Source organism: Spirillospora sp. NPDC046719 (assembly GCF_040645715.1).
Classification (GTDB): domain Bacteria; phylum Actinomycetota; class Actinomycetes; order Streptosporangiales; family Streptosporangiaceae; genus Spirillospora.
Genome location: NZ_JBEYYT010000728.1, coordinates 1 through 3,072 on the forward strand (window position 1 = coordinate 1; position 3,072 = coordinate 3,072).

Below are 3,072 nucleotides of genomic sequence, written 5' to 3' on the forward strand. Positions count from 1 at the left end.
CCCGGTGGAGGAGGACCTGGTCGTCGCGGCGCGGCCCGCGCGGGACGCCGCGTACGCCGCCGCGGCGGGGCTGCTGCAGCGCCGCGCGGACGTGACCGCCGTGCTCGCCGCCGGGCACCTGCTCGGCGAGGCCGCCGTGCTGGTGGCCCGCGAGCTGGACCTGCGCGTCCCCGCCGACGTGTCGATCGCGATGGTCGACGACGTGGCATGGGCGGAGCTGTGCGACCCGCCGCTGACGGCGGTGGCGCGGCCGGGCCGCGACATCGGCCACCGGGCGTGCGAGCTGCTGCTCCGCGACCAGGCCCGGCGCGGCCGGGGCGGCCCGCTGCTGCTGCCGACCGAGCTGGTGGTGCGGGGGAGCTGCGGCGCGCTGCGCGGCTCCCGGCGCTGACCCCCCCGCCGTCAGGCCCGCTTCCGGTGGCGGACGGGCGATTAGAGCTGATCTGTGATCTGCTGGGGTCACGTGCGCCGCCCCGGCACGCTAGATTTCCCGCGTGGAGGAGATCGATCGTCAGATCATGGCGCTGCTGGCCGACGACGGGCGGATGAGTTTCACCGATCTGGCCAAGCGGACGGGCCTGTCGGTGTCGGCGGTGCACCAGCGGGTGCGGCGGCTGCAGAAGCGCGGCGTCATCCGGGGCTTCACCGCCCAGCTCGACAACGAGCAGATCGGGCTGCCCCTCACCGCGTTCGTGTCGATCAAGCCGATCGACCCGGCGGCGCCCGACGACGCGCCCGACCGGCTGACCCACCTGGAGGCGATCGAGGCCTGCCACTCGGTCGCGGGCGACGAGAGCTACATCCTGAAGGTCCGGGTGGCGTCCCCCAACGAGCTGGAGGAGCTGCTGCAGCAGATCCGGGCGGCGGCGAACGTCGCAACCCGGACCACCGTCGTGCTCAGCACCCCGTGGGAGGGGCGACGCCCGTCGCTGTGAGGACGCGCGCGGACGGCCGCCCCGGCGACTGCGGCGCGCGCTCACGAACGCGGGGCGAACGCCTCCAGCGCCTCGCGGGCCAGGTACATCGAGTCCCACGGGTCGGCGTCCGGCCCGGTCAGCTCCGGGTCGAAGTTCAGGTCGACGAACAGCTCGGTCACGCCCTGCTCCTCCAGCGCGGCGAAGTCGGCGATGATCTGCTCGTAGGTGCCGGTGAGCGGGCGCCGGCCGTCCTCGGGCGGCGCGGCCTCCTCGGTGCGGACCCGCACCGCGCCCCGGCAGACGAACCGCAGCGCCGCCGAGTCGCGGCCGGCCTTGTCCGCGGCGTCCCGGACGGTCTCGATCGAGCGGCCGATCGCGGCCAGGTCGGCGCGGCTGGAGCTGACCCAGCCGGCGGCGAGCCGCCCGGCGCGGCGCAGCGCGCCCTCCGACGCGCCGCCGAGCAGGATCGGCGGCTCGGGGTCCTGCAGCGGACGGGGGTCCATGGTGACGGGCGGGACGTCGTAGAACTCGCCGTGGAACTCGCTGACCTCGCCGGGCTCGCCCGTCCACATCGCGCGCAGCGCGGCGAGGAACTCCTCGGCGCGGGCGCCGCGCCGCTCCATCGACGCGCCGACCGCGGCGAACTCCTCCGGCATCCAGCCGTTGCCGAGCCCGAGGTCCAGGCGGCCGCCGGTGACGTGGTCCAGGGTGATCGCCTGCTTGGCGAGCATGGCGGGGGAGTAGAACGGCATGTTCGCCACGGCGACGCCCAGCCGCACCCGGCTGGTGTAGCCCGCGAGGTAGGCCAGCGTGACCAGCGGGTCGGGCACGTTGCGGTAGGTCTGGTCGGCCGAGCCGGCCGGGTTGACGACGCGCTGGAGCGTCCACAGGGAGTGGTAGCCGAGCTCCTCGGCCCGCTGCGCGATCAGCACCTGGTTGGCCGGGGTGGACCACGCCCCCGCCACCGGTACTGCGAACCCGATCTGCACGGCGCTCCTCCTCCTCGTCGGGCCGCACCTACAGCGTCAAGGGCGGAGCCAGGTGCGGCGTGGTCGAAGCGCCGAATCTACCGGACTCGCGGTCGCCGGAACGCCTCCCGCAGCGCCGCGTGCGCGGCGGGCGGGGCGGCCAGATGGTCCAGCGCGAGCAGCGCGGCGCCGAGCAGCGGCGGGTCGTCCGGGACGATCAGCCGGGCGCGCGGCGCGAGGGCGGCGTAGCGCTCGGCGACCGCGTCCATCAGCAGCGGGCGGCGGGCGGCGAGCACGCCGCCGCCGAGCACCACGTCGGCCGGGGAGTCCAGCAGGCCGAGGCGGCGCAGCGCGACCGAGCCGAGGACGGCGATCTCCTCGGCCAGGCGCAGCACGACCCCGCGCGCCACCGCGTCGCCGGCCTCGGCGGTGTCGATCAGCACCGGGGCGAGGGCGGTGAGCCGCCCCTCGTCGAACTCGCCGAGGTGGATGCCGAGCCCGACGTCGATGGCACGGTCCACGCCGAAGTGGGCGGCGACCGCGCCGGTCAGCGCGGTGCGCGGGCCGCGTCCGTCCTCGCCGCGGATGGCGTGCCACAGCGCGGCGCGGCCGAGCGCGCCGCCGCCGCCCCAGTCGCCGGTGTGCTCGCCGAGCGAGGGGAAGCGGGCGGTACGGCCGTCGGGGGCGACGCCGGCGCAGTTGATGCCGGCGCCGCAGACGACCGCGACGCCCCAGCCCTCGGTGACCGCGCTGCGCAGCAGCGCGAACGTGTCGTTGCCGACCACCGCGGTGGGCGCGAGCCCCCGCTCCAGCAGCAGCCCCTCCAGCCGCTCCTCCTCGCCCGGCAGGTCGACGTTGGCCATGTAGGCGGCGAGGTGGACGACGTCGCCGGGCGGTACGCCGGCCTCGGCGAGCGCGGCGCCGATGACCGCGGCGAGCGCGTCCACGGCGCCGTCGAGCCCGGTGGCCTGCGGCCGGAACCCGGCGCCGCGCGCGGTCGCCAGCAGTTCCCCGCCGGTCCCCGCCACGGCCGCGTCGATCTTGCTGTTGCCGCCGTCCACCGCGACGAGCACCCCGTCCCGGCGGCGCGCCGGCGCTGCGGCCATCAGGCGGCCCACGGCAGGTGGGCGCGGTTCGCGGCGACCAGGTCGCGGGCGAGCCGGTCGGCGAACGCGAGCTGCCCGACC

The 3,072-nt window shown here is 76.7% G+C and carries 4 protein-coding genes; 2 read left to right on the plus strand and 2 right to left on the minus strand.

Translation table 11 applies throughout. From position 1 onward, the window contains the following. Both ABZ914_RS49330 and ABZ914_RS49335 read left to right on the plus strand, forming a co-directional pair. Positions 1-391: substrate-binding domain-containing protein (locus ABZ914_RS49330; RefSeq protein WP_500201510.1), on the plus strand; the 391-nt coding region annotated here is incomplete at its 5' end. A gap of 103 nt (positions 392-494) precedes the next feature. Further along, entirely contained in the window at positions 495-935 is a 441-nt protein-coding gene (locus ABZ914_RS49335) for a winged helix-turn-helix transcriptional regulator (protein WP_190864425.1), read from the plus strand. Positions 936-976: 41 nt separating this feature from the next. On the opposite strand, the gene ABZ914_RS49340 is transcribed toward ABZ914_RS49335, so the two are convergent. Then, entirely contained in the window at positions 977-1,906 is a 930-nt protein-coding gene (locus ABZ914_RS49340; RefSeq protein WP_500201511.1) for a TIGR03619 family F420-dependent LLM class oxidoreductase, read from the minus strand. 77 nt (positions 1,907-1,983) lie between these two features. Then, a complete protein-coding gene (locus ABZ914_RS49345) occupies positions 1,984-2,991 on the minus strand; it encodes an N-acetylglucosamine kinase (protein WP_500201512.1) in 1,008 nt (335 codons plus the stop codon). Positions 2,992-3,072 lie beyond the last annotated feature (81 nt).